Source organism: Hymenobacter radiodurans, assembly GCF_004355185.1.
Taxonomy (GTDB): Bacteria; Bacteroidota; Bacteroidia; order Cytophagales; family Hymenobacteraceae; genus Hymenobacter; species Hymenobacter radiodurans.
Genome location: NZ_CP037922.1, coordinates 3,309,900 through 3,323,842 on the forward strand (window position 1 = coordinate 3,309,900; position 13,943 = coordinate 3,323,842).

Genomic DNA, 13,943 nt, shown 5'->3' on the forward strand with positions numbered 1-13,943 from the left:
TTAGGCTCGCCTTCTAACCCTTTTCATTTGATGAAACCCAATTACTCCATTCTAGTTAGCAGCACTGATTCTTATTCTGATTGTTGGGGGCCATTTTTTAAGCTATTCAAAAAGTACTGGCCAAGTTTTAAAGGCCGAATTTTTCTGAGCACGGAAACTAAGGATTTCTCGTTTCCAGGGCTTGATATTACCTGTACACGGGTGGCACGCTTTACAGGCAGCGCCAAGACTCCTCACGGCTCGCGCTTACTTGAAGCCTTCAAACAGATCGACACTGATATCGTGGTTTATCTGCATGAGGATATGTTTTTGGATCACTTGGTGCCCGAAGCGAAGGTGCAGCAGATGGTTGACACAATGCTAGCGCACCAAATAACCTATATAGGTTTAGTAGAAAGTGGCAATCAGGGGCCATTTCACCCAAGCCAATTTCCGGATTTGTGGGAGGTAGATCATTCGGATGACTACCTGTTTAGCGCCATGGCCTCCATGTGGAATATCAGACGAATTGGACGTTACTTTCGTCCTCACGAAGACCCATGGCAGACTGAGTACTATGTAAATCGACGGGTGAAACGCACTAACGAGCGTTTCTATACGATCAATCGTGACCTGTATTCGTACCCCGACCATGCCATTATTCCATTTGCTCCCATCACCGGGATCTACCGGGGGAAGTGGCATAGAGATGCAGTAGTAGATTTATTCGCCTCCGAGGGAATAGAGATAGACTATTCGTTGCGAGGCTTTTACACACCAGGGACTGATGATGATGCACCGCCACCAAAGGAGTACTCCTTTAAAAAGCTCGTCTCAGTAGTTAAGTCTAGAATATGATGGATATCGTAACTAGTCTCTGCGTTGACGACACTACCACGCCGGATTCGCTATATCCCCAATTGCTCGATGTAAGTGCTAGTAAACGTCGGCGGATTTATTGGCAGTGCACTGCCGTATTTTTTGCTACTTCGGTGCGCTGCAATCCGGAAGCTAGGCATATTTTGTATACCAATGATCAAGAGGCAGCAACTTGGGACGGTACCGACTTTAGAGCATTCCTGACGGGTTTAGGCGTAATAACCAAAACTTTGGCTTTTGAGTCATTTCGCCCCCCAGAGCATTTTGTTACTGAATTTCGTAATGCTTTTTATAAGCTCGACGTACTAAAAGCACTGTCACAGCCATATGCCGGCTCGCACAGCCTGTTACTAGACTCTGACTGCGTTTGGACGCGTCCTGATCCAAAGCTTGTCCGGCTTGTACAGAGCGATACTCTTTTACTACTGGATGCAGAACCAGAGTCGTTGCCTGACACTAAAATCCATGGCCTGAGTCGCCGTGATATGGGCGACTTATACCGAGAGTTAGATCCTGAGTATCCGGTAGCCGTGCCCTTACACTTTGGCGGCGAGATTATTGGTGGTAGCCGAGAGAGATTGGCAGAGGTGGCAAACCAACTGACGGCGACCTGGCAACAAATTGTGCGTGAGTATCCGTCAGCGCCGCCTCGTTTCCGTAACAAGCGGAATATTTTTGATGGTGACGAGTACATGACCAGCTTTGTGTGCAACCGTCTTCCGCGCCCTTGGACAGATGCGAGTCCTTTCATTCGACGTATTTGGACTACCTACCAAAACACGAACGTTCGTGCCGCCGATGCAAGATTGACGCTGTGGCATTTGCCCAATGAGAAAACTCAGGGTATTCCGGTACTTAGTCGGTTAGTAGTAAAGCCAAGCTCCCAATTCTGGAAATTGCCCCCCACAGACTTAGCTGATTACTTAGGTAGCTATCTGGGTGTTCCGCATCCCGTATGGCGGCCACGGCGCTTACTGACGCTGGCTACGAAGCTTCCACGCTTATTGCTTATTGCAAAGCGGCTACTTTTTCGGCCGGCACCGGCTACCTGACCTTTGCTTTTTCCCTTTCTATGAAAATCGGGCTTTCTACCACCATTGATGTCAATGCGCTGCGTTCGCATTTGAACGTAAAAGCAGATGATATCATCCCTAACGGGATGGGGGGAAGCGCCATTACGCCATTAGTACAAGGATTGCTGGAGGCTGGTCATCAGGTATCTATTTACTCTTTAGATTCTAATGTAACCACACCCGTAATTCTACGTGGAGGCCAGCTCACTATCTACATAGGCCACTTCCGCCCCCGACCCCGCGAGCGCTGTTTTGACCTGTTTAAGCAAGAGGGTAAGGAGTTAGCTCGCTTCATAGATCAAGATCAACCGGACATCGTGCATGCTCACTGGGGATACGAGTTTGCGCTTGGCGCCCTAATGAGTGGTTATCCTCATCTAATCACTCTGCATGATGACCCTTGGCTTATTTTGCGGTATGTACCCGATGCCTATCGGGTGGCGCGATTGCTCCTGAAATTGAAGGTATTACGACAGGGTAAAAACTTCACTGCTGTTTCTCCGTACTTAGCCGATGCGCTAAAGAGTGCTACCCGTCAGCCAGTTGTAATACCGAATGCCGTATGGCCGGCCCCAGGCTATCCGCACACTTTTCCGGCCGGGCCACGGCGACGTATTGTGTCGATGCTTGCTGAGTGGTCGTCTCGTAAGAACGTAAGCTCAGCGCTGTTAGCCTTTCGTGAGGTGCGTCAGCAGCTAGGTCCCGATACGGAATATTGGTTATACGGCTCTGATTATGGTGTGAATGGGCCTGCTCAGGGCTGGGCCGAGTCGCATGGGGTTGCTGAAGGAATACACTTTGCCGGTAAAGCCTCGCACCGTGAGATAACAACCCTTCTGCCTGGTTTCGACGTAATGTTGCATCCATCACGCGAAGAGTCATTTGGGATGACGCTTATCGAAGCCATGCAAGCGGGTGTGCCAGTGGTAGCCGGGGCTAAATCAGGTGCAGTTCCTTGGGTGCTTGATCATGGAAAGCGTGGGGTACTCACTAATATCAATTCTCCAGCAGCAATAGCCACATCATTGTGCGATTTGCTGACTCACCCCAAACAGTATGAACAACTAAGTCAACAAGGTATCACGAGCGTACAAGAACGGTTCTCGATCCCCATCGTGACCGCAGCTTATGAGGAACAATACCATCGTATACTCGGTCAAAAAGCCCCCCAAGCTGTATCTGTCTTGTCTCTTTAGGCTAATCTTATCACGATTACTGACATGAAAATACGCTATCGGCTCCTATATGCTCTTCCACTACTGTCCATATTAATACTGGATCTTCTCTTCTCAACCCTTATTACGGGCCGCATTGAGATGGACGAGTTTGGACAATCGGCACCGTCACCACTCGATGGGTATCCCCCTTTGGTTATTGCTGGCTGTATACCGCTGAGCATCCTTCTATATAAATACCTAAGCGGAATTGCACGCTATGTGTTCTGGTGCGCTTTGGCGGGTGTAGGGCTTCTTATGGCTGATTCGTACTTAAACTATGACGTACCAGCGGTGTATCCGCACGTATTTCAGAAAGTAATGGTGCTATTTACTCTCTCAGCCATGTATGGAGTATACAGAGTCGTCGGACGTATTACATTACCCGATCTGATAGGAATGATCTGGGTAGCTTTTCTCCTAAACGTAAGTATTATCAATCCTGATGCCCTTAGCATGGGGGCGTTCGTCAATCATGAACGGGGACTAGTAGCTTCATCTGTTTATCTATTGGTGCTGCCTTTGCTTTTTCATTTCAACACTTACCTGCAAACGCTGAAACCGCTTCACCTCGCTCTATTTTTCGTAGCTGCTGTAGCTATTCTATTTTTTCAGCATCGCACAGTATGGGTGGTTTCCATTGCGTCTTTGGCAATCAACCTAGTGCTGTTATTTGGGGCAGCGCGTCAACGTTTAAATTTTAAGGCTTTGTTGCCTCTGTTAGGTATTCCCGCTGTATTGCTATTCTTGGCGCTTACAACATTAGCCGTCTCGAATCCTAAGATTTTAACCAAAATCGCAGATGATATAGCCGATATCGAGAATCACGACAAGCAAGGTACGGGTGGGTGGCGAGCCGAACAGGCAAGATCGTATTGGCCTTTTATCGAACAACATCCGGTAGCTGGCATGCGGTTTAAAGGATTTGAACTACCAATCCAATTTTATGATCCTGACCAACCAACTCTAGTCGTTTTTCCAGATGGCCACGGTCACTTTTTACACAGCTTTTACATTGACGCCCTATTCTACCTTGGAGTCATAGGATTGCTCCTCTTATCAATGCCTCAGCTATATGCACTGCTACAGCTGCTGAAGCGCCCTGCCATGGATCCGGAAACTTTGACGTGGTGCATTTTCATTGGCACTAGTTTGGTGTATGGCTATTCGTACAGCTTACCCCCTTATTTTTATGGCTTGGCAGGCTTTGGTTTTGTCCGTATCAAAACCTTAGCGGCTATTGCTGCTACCCCTGTAGTAGAAAATGAGGGATCAACCCCTCTTGTCAACAGCCATCCTCAGGCTGAACCGGCCGTTCATTATTCAGCTTGATTCTATGCTCGTCAACTCTTCTGCTCATCCCGCCGACACGACGAACGGTTCAGCACCTCGCTCGGCAGTTTTGTTTCTGGTATTCAATCGCCCCGACGTTACGGAGCAGGTACTTGCTGGTATTCGTGCTGCGCGCCCCCCACGCTTATACATCGCTGCCGATGGGGCCCGAGCAAACCGGCCAAGTGAGGCAGCAGCTTGTGAGGCTGTGCGCAGCTTAGTTATAAATGGAGTGGATTGGCCCTGTACTGTACATACCCTTTTTCGTGAACAGAACCTTGGCTGCCGCCAAGCAGTGAGTTCTGCTATCGACTGGTTTTTTCAACATGAGGAAGCCGGAATCATTTTGGAGGATGATTGCTTACCGCATCCCACTTTCTTCACTTACTGTGATGACCTCTTGCACCATTACCGCGATGATACGCGAGTAATGCATATCAATGGTAGCAATATCATGCGCGGTTGGGTTCACGACTCCGATTACTCTTACTATTTCTCTAGGCATGCTGCTATATGGGGTTGGGCTACGTGGCGCAGAGCATGGCGCCACTATAACTCCGCAACCCCGTTGTTGCCCGAAATTCAGCGAAAGAATTATTTGTGGCGCCAATTCTTTAATCCTCTGGAAGCACGTATGATGCTGAATCCATTATGGGCTACTCATAATGGTCAGCTTGACACTTGGGATTATCAGTGGGCTTTTACTATGCTTGTGCAGTCAGGTTTGAGTATTATGCCCAACGTCAACTTGATAAGCAACATTGGCTTTGGAGGAGAAGCTACCCATACTTTTAATAGCTCTCATCCTTGGGCTAATCTTTCCGTTAAGCCAATACTCAGACCATTGCGTCATCCAAGCTTCGTGATCCGCGACACGGTTTCCGATTATCGAGAACTACGCGGCACTCTTCGCGATAAGATAATGGCTCGCTTTCGCTCAGTGGCTGCGCTATTTTAATGCTAGACGCTCAATAGAATATTATTTGAGTTAGTATCGTCCTATGGATACTTCCTGAACGCTCAGCACACTCCCTTTTTATGGCTTCTTCTACCCTGCCTGCTCCAAAGGTATTACACATATTACACTCGCTACGTTTTAGCGGGGCTGAAGTGATGTTGCGATTAGCTGCTCCAACTGTGCATGCACAAGGTTATAATCAGCATATAATAGCCGACGGTGCTACAGTAGGAGATTATGCTTCTACTTTGGAAGACGCTGGTTTTACAGTATACCACCGGCCTTTCTCCAAGTGGTCAATCTCTCATTGGTGGAATCTGTACCTGTTTCTTAAGGAGAAGGAGTTTACTGTAATTCATAACCACACAGAGCAAAATTTCTTCTGGTATTTACTGGTAGCGAGGTTAGCTGGTATTCCACGTCTTGTCTCAACGGTCCATAGCGCCTTCAATTTTAAAGGAGAAGTACGCCTCCGACGTGGTACTTACCGCTGGATTGCTAGGCGCTTACTCGGCACTACATTCACCGCTATTGGACCATCAGTAGCTCTGGTAGAGGCAGAAACCTATAACAACCCAACAGTGCTTGTTCCTAACTGGCTAGATGAGGAACGCTTCATACCAGCACGTAGCGCCGCCGAAAGGGCAGAAGCACGTCAACACTTTGCTATTTCTGATGATACAGTTGTCCTAATTTCAGTAGGAAGCTGCACTGAAAACAAAAATCATGGGGCTGTGCTGGAAGCGTTGGCTGCTTTGCGCTCAAAAACACCTTATCCTATACTTTATTTACATGTAGGGGAAGGGATTACACATCTTGCCGAGCAAAACCATGCTAAGCAGCTAGGGGTAGATGATATTACTAGGTTTGTAGGTCAGCTGCATAATGTCCGTCAGGCTTTGTTAGCGGCGGATGTTTTTGTGATGACTTCATTCTTGGAGGGGCTTGGCAACTCCTTGCTCGAAGCCTTAAGTTGCGCCGTACCAGCAGTAGTATATGATGTCTACGGGCTGCGTGATTTAGTAATAGAGGGCAAAACTGGTCGATGTGTACCGCCCAATGTGCCGTCACTTACTCAGGCCCTGCTAGAGATGATTAACCGGCCTGACTTACGCCAGCAATACGGTATGGCCGGTCGGAATTTTGTGCAAGAGCATTACTCTATGCAAGATTCCCTTTCCCAGCTTCTTCCACTATATGGCACTGAAAAGGTAGGTGTACCCTCAGCATCTAAATCGCTTGACTATTCCGTTGTAGGCTAAATAGCACGCAGCAACCCTGTTTTTTTGTTTATGCTCCATATTGTCATTCCCGTTTTCAATCGCCTTTCCTTTACTCTTGCCTGCCTCGACTCATTGCGGGAGCAGACAGACCAAGATTTTAAAGTAGTTATAGTTGATGATGGTTCTACCGACGGTACTGCAGCCACTTTAGCGAAGGATTATCCTGAGGTGAAGGTGCTTTTTGGCTCCGGGTCCTTATTCTGGACTGCAGGTGTAAACCTGGGTTTACGCTACGCCTTAGATCAGGGCGCTGGATGGTTGATGACCATGAATAACGACGTAATCGTCTACCCCGATTTTGTAGCCAATATGAAAAAGGCCGCCGACAGCCGGCCACCGGCGCTTTATGGCGCTTACGAGTTGGATGCCGTTACGCAAGAGCCCATCTATAGTGGGGGCTGGCTCGATTGGCGCACGGGTAGCTTTCGGCGTCTGCTCGATGATCTGGCTCCAGATCAACGCAAGGGACAGTGGCCTAGTCAAAATTTACCCGGCCGCGGGTTAATGATTCCGCGCGTTGTATTTGATAAAATTGGTTTGTTTGCGGCCGATGTTTTGCCCCACTACTATGCTGATTATGACTTTACACACCAAGCTCGTTTAGCGGGCTTCGAGGTATACTTGAATTTTGATGCTCGACTTGGCACATATCCTGACGAAAGCGGCGACCAGCACAACCGCAAGCGAAAGAGCTTAAGTAATTATTACAATCATCTGTTCAGCATTAGAGGTGGTGCGAACCTACGCGACTTCACTCAATTTGCCCGTCGCAATTGCCCGCCGCTTTATCTCCCACTTTTCTTGGCTAACGGGTATATGCGTCGGATTCTAGGTTACTGGCGCTAGAGTTAGTTTTAAATAACAGATCCCAAAAAGCCCCCGCGGGGCTCTCCCGTCTTCCAAACGACGGGAGAGCCCCGCGGGGGGCTTTTTTAATATCATTAAATTCTAATATTGAAACTAGGCACCAAGTAATAATCTTACTTGGCCCGAGGAAGCTTGCTTATCAAAAAGGCTTATTTGTAAAGATAAATTTTATTGCAAAAATCCTATTATTTTTATTTTGCACTTATTTAACATATGTGATAACGATTAAGCGTGTAAACTCTTTTTTTTAATATTCTTGATCAAGTATATCCTATTCACGATTACTCCTAACAAAATTGTTCAAAAAAATTTGACACTATTATTGCTAAACAAGGTTTATATCATTTATATTTATAAAAGCGTTGTTATTTCTAGTACTGTAAAATATTAAAAATTTAACAATCTTCTTTCTAACGCTATCCTCAGCAACCTTGCATCCCCTATGATCTACTATATTATATACAATTATAGAATCATAAATTCTTCTCATTCATGAGAGGTTTTAACGTCTACTAAACGAAGGGCAAATCTTCTTTGATTGCCATTTCTAAAAGAAATCAATAGAGATAACTTAAACTCAAACTAATGAAGCAGTCTTACTCTGGAGCTTTCATCAAATGTTTGTCCTCTGCAATCATGCTGCTCTTGATGCTGGGGCCGGGCGCATCAGTATCCTCGGGGCAGTCAATTGATGTTATTTACAATGGCCCGATCGCCATTACCAAAGGAGGAACTTACAAGGGCAACTGGCGGAGTCTTGATTCCAAAACACCAGCCATTTCTATTGAGACATCGGAGCCTGTGATTATTGAGAACTCTAATATTCAAAGCGCAGGCATTCTCATCAGAGCGCATTATCAGAATAACGATGTTACCATTCGCAATACGCGTGGCCTAGCTCTTACGCCCACTATTGATAATGTGCGGCAGGGACGCTTTTTTGATGCGAACAACTTCAAAAACGCCCATCTGGAGCACAACTTCATGGAGCAAACCTCTGGTATCTACTTAGCTAACTATGTAGGTGACAAGAGCGCGAAGCAAAGTATTAAAGTGCTGTATAACCAAGCACGTAATATCGATGGTCGTACCCGGAATGGTGGGAAAGAACATGTTCAATTTGTACAGTTCAATGGTGTACAGGGGATTCGTGGGGTGGAAATTGCTTGGAATGAAGTAGTAAATACACCGAACAAAAGCTATGTCGAAGACAACATCAATATCTACAAGTCGAATGGTACTTCTGACAGCCCAATCTTAATCCATAACAACTATATCCAAGGAGGATATCCAGTTCCTGCAACAGCGACGAACCATTCGGGAGGGGGAATTTTGTTAGGCGATGGTGATCCCAGTTTTTTTGCAGAAGCCAGTGGTTTTGTAAAGTGTTACAACAACCAGGTAGTCAGCATGCTGAACTATGGCATAGCGGTAGCAAATGGTCATGATATTGAAATCTATAATAACCGTGTTGTTTCAAGTGGCTATGTTGATGGTCAATACCTTAACTCCGCTAATGTTGGTATCTATACCTGGAACAGCACAAACAGCAATGATACCGATGAGTACTACTTCAATATCTCAGCGCATGATAACCAAATTGGCTATATAAAGAAGGGGAATTGGGAGGACAGAAACGACACCTGGTTTCGCAACATTCATGTCAATAGGAATAACACCTCTCTTCCGAACCCTATTACCCCCCAGACAGAACAGGCAGAATGGACTTCTTGGTTAGAGAAAATCAAGAACCAGAATGTAACACCGGGATTAATTGTAGCAGCCCCTACGCCGGCTCCGGCCCCGAATGTAGCCCCCAGCATTGTGCTGACGGCGCCAACCAACAACCTAGCTTTGCCCCTGGGCCAGTCGCAGCTGCTGACGGCAACGGCTAGTGACGCGGACGGGGCGGTGCAGAAGGTGGAGTTCTTCCAGGGCAGCACCAAGCTCGGAGAAGTGACAAGTGCACCATATCAACTCAGCTGGACGGCCACTACGGCCGGCACGGTCGCCTTCAGTGCCCGCGCCACCGACAACGCGGGGGCTACCACCATGGCCACCGCCGTCACCATCACGGTCAATCCGGCCCCCGCGCAGGCCCCTGCCCCCACGCCGACGCCTGCTCCAGCACCCGTTGCACCTGTTAACGCTGCCTTTTATCGGGCAATCAATATCAATGGCAACGCCCTCACATTAGACGGTAATAAATGGGAGGCCAGCAGCTCCGCATCCAACGTAAGTATTGATGGAGAGTACTTTTCAAACCAGAATGTTACGCTCAATCCATCAACTGATGTGGAACGCACTCAGATGATTCGCTCATCCATAGGAAGCCGGAACGCAGGTATTGAATTTTCGAATGTTTCTAGCGGCACCTATTTCGTGTACCTATATGTATGGGAAGATAATTTCTCCATGCGTTTCAATGTCAGTGTACAAGGTCAAGTAGTTCAGAGTGATATTGTGAGTGGTTCAGCTGGAAGCTGGACGCGCTTAGGGCCATACGCAGCAGCAGTTACCAATGGTCAGCTGAGCATTCGTGCTATTGGTACTGATAATGCGAATATCTCGGGAGTAGAAATCTGGAAATCTACTACAGCACCAGTGCCTGCGCCAGCCCCTGCGCCAGTTCCTGCCCCAAATATGGCTCCCAGCATTGCCCTGACAGTGCCCACGAATACCCTGACCGTAGGCCAGAATCAACTGCTGACGGCCACAGCCAGTGATGCCGATGGTACTGTGCAGAAAGTAGAGTTCTTTCAGGGCAGCACCAAGTTGGGGGAAGTAACGACCGCTCCTTATCAGCTAAACTGGATCGCCGCGACCGCTGGCACGGTAGCTTTTACGGCCCGCGCTACCGATAATGCCGGTGCTTCGACTACGAGCGCAGCTACCTCAATCACGATTAATCCGGCCCCTGCCCCTACGCCCGTTCCCGCACCAACACCGACGCCCACACCGGCTCCTGCCCCGACGCCATCCCCAACGCCCGCTCCTGCCATAGCTCAACTATATCGGGCGATAAATATTAACGGGGGGCAATTACATTGGATGGCAATAAGTGGGAAGCCAGCAATGGAGCCTCTAACCTGCAACTCAGTGGCACCTTATTCTCTAATCAGAATGTCAAACTACGCTCGAATCCTGATCCTGTACGTTCTCAAATGCTTCGCTCTTCAGTGGGTGGTCGAAATGTAAAGGTGCAACTGGCTAATGTTCCTAACGGTGTATATAGTGTATATGTATATGTATGGGAAGACAACAAGCCGGAGCGTTTCAGCTTAGCACTTAACGATAAAACTGTTTTAACCAATTATAACAGCGGTACAGCTGGTAACTGGGATAAAATAGGGCCGTTAGCCGTTACCGTTACCGATGGAATCATACGGTTAGCAAGCTCTGGTGGCGACGCCAACATTTCGGGTATTGAAGTTTGGACTGCTCCCGGCGTCACGCCAGCTCAAATCAGCCCACCAACTACTCTAGCTACCACGAACTCGGTTTCCACGCAATCATTTCCGAATCCTTTTGAAGATGTAGTAACTATTCAGACTGAACTAAAAACGGCTGAAACGATGAATGTTGCTCTCTTTAATCAGGTAGGTCGCCTAATTCAGAAACGCAGCATCAGCTTCAGTGCTGGGGTTGCTCAAAGCAGCATTGACATGAGTGCTTTAAATCTGCCTACTGGGCGATACTATTTGATGTTCATGTCAGGAAGTTTGTCAGGTAAAACAATCAAATTGACCAAATAGCTTTAGTTCACTCACTTAGTAAAGACGTAAAAAAGCCCGACCTAAATGGTCGGGTTTTTTTTACGTCTTTCTATCTACTAAATGTGGCTAAAAGGCAGGTTTCTAAATCGATAAATAAGTTAAGGATAGCAGCTAGTAGTACATAACTGTGATTCTACCCAGGGGGCAAATCCCCATGATGTGTATTTTGATTAGATAGAGGAAGGAAACTGTCTCTTGCTGTTTAAAGATAATTTATGATCAACATTCTAATGATCAGTTATTTAATGATGAGTTATTAGCTGAGTAGCGCAATAATTTAATTTAATTTTTACAGTAATTTATTGCACTATAAAATATTGCAAGTACATTTATTGATAAATCATTACAACAAGACTATATAGTTTCCCCATCTGCACATGAAAAGGGCTTTGATAACGGGCATTAGGGGACAAGATGGCTTCTCCTTAGCTCAGTTACTACTAGAAAAAGGCTATGAAGTGCACGGAATCAAAAGACATGCTTCCCTGTTCAGTTATGAGCAAGCGGATATATCTTATCAAGCTGGCTGTCTGAATAATAGCAGTTTTAATATGCATTATGCTGACCTTACTGATACGGCCACGCTCACGCGACTCGTGCAAGAAATTCAGCCAGATGAGATATACAATTTCGGAGTGGTGTCTTACATGAAATTACCATTCGAGACACCGGAGTATACAGAGGAAGTTAATGGCCTTTGTACACTACGAATGTTGGAAGTTGTGCGCGCTAGCAACTTAGCTAACAGCGTACGCGTTTATCAAGCAGCGACCCCACAAACGAAGACTGCATTACAGCCAGTAACTGAGTCGGAACCTAAATCTCAGCATACTTTTTTTTCTTCCTTCACAGCCGCACTTTCTTCCCATAAACTAATAGCTAAACACCGTGCGGCCTACGGGTTGTATGCATGCAATGGATATCTATTCAACTATGAGTTTCCGCGTCGTGGCGAAACGACTCTCGTTCACAAAATCACTCAGAGCGCTGTTCGCATCGCCCTCGGCTTGCAGGGCACACTGTATCTCGACTCGCTAGAGGCACGCCACGATTGGGGTTATCCTCAAGATTATGCGGAAGCTATCTGGCGCGTGCTACAGCAGGAAATGCCCGAAGATTATGTCATTGCTACGACAGTTATGACCACTGTGCGTGAATTCGTGCGATTGGTTTTTGCTGAATTAGGAGTGGACGTTGTGTTTCAGGGTAATGACACTCAGGAGATTGGCTACGTTGTAGCATGTCACAACAACGATTACGCTTTAATGCCGGGTCAAACAGTTGTTGCTATAGATTCAACCTATTATCGTGCACACACCGTAGAACCCTCATTGGCCGAAGCTAGCAAGTCGCGACGTCAATTAGGCTGGAAACCCCGCCACAACCTTCACTTGTTGATACAAGAGATGGTGCAGCACGACTTACACCTTTTCAGTCGTCAGACTGCTTTAATTAAATCTGGTCAGCAAGTACTGCTTCAGCCCAACTAATACGCTCCCTCTTCTACCCAACCTCACCATTCTCTTCTTTCGCTTTACGTTTTTCCGATGGAGTTATCTGCCAAAATATATATTGCCGGTCACCGCGGCATGGTTGGCTCGGCCATTGAACGCCGCCTGCGAGCTGCGAACTACCAAAATTTGGTGATGCGTACTTCCCAAGAGTTGGACCTGCGCGACCAAGCAGCAGTTGCCGATTTTTTTGCCACTGAACGTCCAGAGTATGTTTTCCTAGCTGCCGCTCATGTGGGGGGCATTTATGCAAACAGTACGTATCCATCTGATTTTCTCTATGATAATCTGATGATTCAAGCTAATGTGTTGCAGCAGAGCTATGTGCATCACGTTCAGAAGCTTCTGTTTTTAGGCTCGTCGTGCATATATCCACGTTTGGCGTCGCAGCCATTGCGTGAAGAATACTTGCTTTCTGGCCCTTTAGAGCAAACCAATGAGCCCTATGCTATAGCTAAACTTGCTGGAGTAAAACAGTGCCAGGCATATCGCCGCCAGCATGGTTGTTCGTTTATCTCGGCCATTCCCACAAATATCTACGGCCCCCACGATAACTACCACGCTCAAAATTCGCATGTATTACCTGCGTTGCTACGTAAGTTTCACGAAGCCCGCATGAATGAGTCGCCGACTGTAGAAGTATGGGGAACCGGTACGCCCCGTCGCGAATTTCTGCACGTTGACGACTTAGCCGATGCCTGCCTTCACCTTATGCTGCGCTACGATGGCGCAGAACCGATTAACGTAGGCACAGGCGAAGATATTTCTATTGCCGACTTAGCCCGTTTAATTCAGCGTATTACCGGCTACCGTGGAAAGTTGCGCTTCAATGCATTGATGCCCGATGGAACACCACGTAAAATACTGGATGTTAGCAAACTAGCGAGCATGGGATGGCGAGCTTCTATTCCGCTGGATAAGGGCTTGGCTTCTGTGTATGCTTTGGCAGAATGGGAGTCAGAGCCTCAGTCAATGGGAGAATCGGTATCTACGAACTAGCTGTTTTCATTCATACAAAAAAGCCCCCCAAAAGAATTTGGGGGGCTTTTTTAGGTGTATAGCTTCATATGG

General features: G+C 47.1%; 11 protein-coding genes. All 11 read left to right on the top strand.

Annotation, left to right across the window (positions count from 1 at the left end):
- Positions 1-30 precede the first annotated feature (30 nt).
- On the top strand, positions 31-837 hold the full coding sequence (locus EPD59_RS15160) for a hypothetical protein (protein WP_133273517.1): 807 nt from the start codon (positions 31-33) through the stop codon (positions 835-837).
- Positions 834-1,910: a hypothetical protein gene (locus tag EPD59_RS21665; protein ID WP_165963622.1), complete on the top strand. Its 1,077-nt coding sequence runs from the start codon at positions 834-836 to the stop codon at positions 1,908-1,910. The genes EPD59_RS15160 and EPD59_RS21665 overlap by 4 nt, the downstream gene beginning before the upstream one ends.
- Positions 1,814-3,127, top strand: coding sequence for a glycosyltransferase family 4 protein (locus EPD59_RS15170; RefSeq protein ID WP_133273519.1), 1,314 nt, complete (start codon positions 1,814-1,816; stop codon positions 3,125-3,127). The genes EPD59_RS21665 and EPD59_RS15170 overlap by 97 nt, the downstream gene beginning before the upstream one ends.
- Before the next feature lie 276 nt (positions 3,128-3,403).
- Positions 3,404-4,477: an O-antigen ligase family protein gene (locus EPD59_RS15175; protein WP_165963623.1), complete on the top strand. Its 1,074-nt coding sequence runs from the start codon at positions 3,404-3,406 to the stop codon at positions 4,475-4,477.
- 4 nt (positions 4,478-4,481) lie between these two features.
- Complete coding sequence (locus EPD59_RS15180) at positions 4,482-5,435, top strand: nucleotide-diphospho-sugar transferase (protein WP_133273521.1); 954 nt, start codon at positions 4,482-4,484, stop codon at positions 5,433-5,435.
- Positions 5,436-5,515: 80 nt separating this feature from the next.
- Positions 5,516-6,697, top strand: a complete 1,182-nt coding sequence (locus tag EPD59_RS15185) for a glycosyltransferase (protein ID WP_133273522.1) — start codon at positions 5,516-5,518, stop codon at positions 6,695-6,697.
- 30 nt (positions 6,698-6,727) lie between these two features.
- On the top strand, positions 6,728-7,564 hold the full coding sequence (locus EPD59_RS15190; protein WP_133273523.1) for a glycosyltransferase family 2 protein: 837 nt from the start codon (positions 6,728-6,730) through the stop codon (positions 7,562-7,564).
- Between the two features lie 642 nt (positions 7,565-8,206).
- Positions 8,207-10,783 carry an Ig-like domain-containing protein gene (locus tag EPD59_RS15195; protein ID WP_133273524.1) on the top strand — a complete coding sequence of 859 codons (2,577 nt, stop codon included), beginning with the start codon at positions 8,207-8,209 and terminating at the stop codon, positions 10,781-10,783.
- Entirely contained in the window at positions 10,750-11,340 is a 591-nt protein-coding gene (locus EPD59_RS15200) for a T9SS type A sorting domain-containing protein (RefSeq protein ID WP_133273525.1), read from the top strand. Before EPD59_RS15195 ends, EPD59_RS15200 begins: the two co-directional genes overlap by 34 nt.
- A 398-nt stretch (positions 11,341-11,738) precedes the next feature.
- The gene (locus EPD59_RS15205; protein WP_133273526.1) at positions 11,739-12,851 is read left to right on the top strand and encodes a GDP-mannose 4,6-dehydratase; all 1,113 of its coding nucleotides are present in this window, start codon (positions 11,739-11,741) and stop codon (positions 12,849-12,851) included.
- 57 nt (positions 12,852-12,908) lie between these two features.
- A complete protein-coding gene (locus EPD59_RS15210; RefSeq protein ID WP_133273527.1) occupies positions 12,909-13,871 on the top strand; it encodes a GDP-L-fucose synthase family protein in 963 nt (320 codons plus the stop codon).
- The last annotated feature ends 72 nt before the right edge of the window (positions 13,872-13,943 follow it).

Bases quoted from the DNA above. Each gene is read 5' to 3' on its own strand.
- EPD59_RS15160 (WP_133273517.1), top strand. From the start codon at position 31: ATGAAACCCAATTACTCCATTCTAGTTAGCAGCACTGATTCTTATTCT.
- EPD59_RS21665 (WP_165963622.1), top strand. From the start codon at position 834: ATGATGGATATCGTAACTAGTCTCTGCGTTGACGACACTACCACGCCG.
- EPD59_RS15170 (WP_133273519.1), top strand. From the start codon at position 1,814: ATGGCGGCCACGGCGCTTACTGACGCTGGCTACGAAGCTTCCACGCTT.
- EPD59_RS15175 (WP_165963623.1), top strand. From the start codon at position 3,404: ATGGCTGATTCGTACTTAAACTATGACGTACCAGCGGTGTATCCGCAC.
- EPD59_RS15180 (WP_133273521.1), top strand. From the start codon at position 4,482: ATGCTCGTCAACTCTTCTGCTCATCCCGCCGACACGACGAACGGTTCA.
- EPD59_RS15185 (WP_133273522.1), top strand. From the start codon at position 5,516: ATGGCTTCTTCTACCCTGCCTGCTCCAAAGGTATTACACATATTACAC.
- EPD59_RS15190 (WP_133273523.1), top strand. From the start codon at position 6,728: ATGCTCCATATTGTCATTCCCGTTTTCAATCGCCTTTCCTTTACTCTT.
- EPD59_RS15200 (WP_133273525.1), top strand. From the start codon at position 10,750: ATGCTTCGCTCTTCAGTGGGTGGTCGAAATGTAAAGGTGCAACTGGCT.
- EPD59_RS15205 (WP_133273526.1), top strand. From the start codon at position 11,739: ATGAAAAGGGCTTTGATAACGGGCATTAGGGGACAAGATGGCTTCTCC.
- EPD59_RS15210 (WP_133273527.1), top strand. From the start codon at position 12,909: ATGGAGTTATCTGCCAAAATATATATTGCCGGTCACCGCGGCATGGTT.